General features: G+C 60.3%; 1 protein-coding gene. It reads right to left on the reverse strand.

Annotated features, from left to right (window positions below):
• Positions 1-53 precede the first annotated feature (53 nt).
• The coding region (gene tuf / locus GS620_RS21820) for an elongation factor Tu (RefSeq protein ID WP_152457114.1) at positions 54-1229 on the reverse strand (1176 nt) is incomplete at its 5' end.

Here is a 1229-nt window from a genome sequence, read left to right on the forward strand (position 1 = left end):
AAAAAAGGCGCCCCGCGGGGCGCCCTTTCCGTCTGATCATTCGCTTGCGCGAATTATTCAATAATCTTCGACACAACGCCGGCGCCGACGGTGCGGCCGCCTTCGCGGATGGCGAAACGCAGGCCGTTTTCCATCGCGATCGGCGCGATCAGCTCAACGCCGAACGACACGTTGTCGCCGGGCATGACCATCTCGGTGCCTTCGGCCAGGGTCACGGTGCCGGTCACGTCCGTGGTACGGAAGTAGAACTGCGGACGGTAGTTCGCGAAGAACGGGGTGTGACGACCGCCTTCTTCCTTGGTCAGGATATAGGCTTCGGCTTCGAACTTGGTGTGCGGGGTCACCGAACCCGGCTTGCACAGAACCTGGCCACGCTCAACGCCGTCACGGTCAACACCACGCAGCAGCGCGCCGATGTTGTCGCCCGCTTCGCCGCGGTCCAGCAGCTTGCGGAACATTTCAACGCCGGTGCAGGTGGTCTTGGTGGTGTCGCGGATGCCGACGATTTCGATCTCGTCGCCAACGTTGATCACGCCACGCTCGACACGGCCCGTAACAACGGTACCACGGCCCGAGATCGAGAACACGTCTTCGATCGGCATCAGGAACGGCTGGTCAACGGCACGCTCAGGGGTGTCGATATATTCATCAACAGCCGCCATCAGTTCGCGGATCTTGTTCTCGCCGATTTCCGGGTTGTTGCCTTCCATCGCCGCCAGAGCCGAACCTGCGATGATCGGAATATCGTCGCCGGGGTAGTCGTAGCTGGACAGCAGTTCGCGAACTTCCATCTCAACCAGTTCCAGCAGCTCTTCGTCATCAACCTGGTCAACTTTGTTCAGGAACACGACCATCTTCGGGATGCCAACCTGGCGGCCCAGCAGGATGTGCTCGCGCGTTTGCGGCATCGGGCCGTCTGCGGCGTTCACAACCAGGATCGCGCCGTCCATCTGCGCCGCACCGGTGATCATGTTCTTGACGTAGTCGGCGTGGCCGGGGCAGTCGACATGCGCATAGTGGCGGTTGTCGGTCTCGTATTCCACGTGGGCGGTCGAGATGGTGATGCCGCGCGCTTTCTCTTCCGGCGCACCGTCAATCTGGTCATACGCTTTGAAGTCACCGAAATACTTGGTGATTGCTGCGGTCAGCGTGGTCTTGCCGTGGTCAACGTGGCCAATCGTGCCGATGTTGACGTGCGGTTTTGTACGCTCAAACTTTTCCTTTGCCAT

The sequence above is a fragment of the Ruegeria sp. HKCCD6428 genome, from assembly GCF_013110595.1.
Lineage (GTDB): Bacteria > Pseudomonadota > Alphaproteobacteria > Rhodobacterales > Rhodobacteraceae > Ruegeria.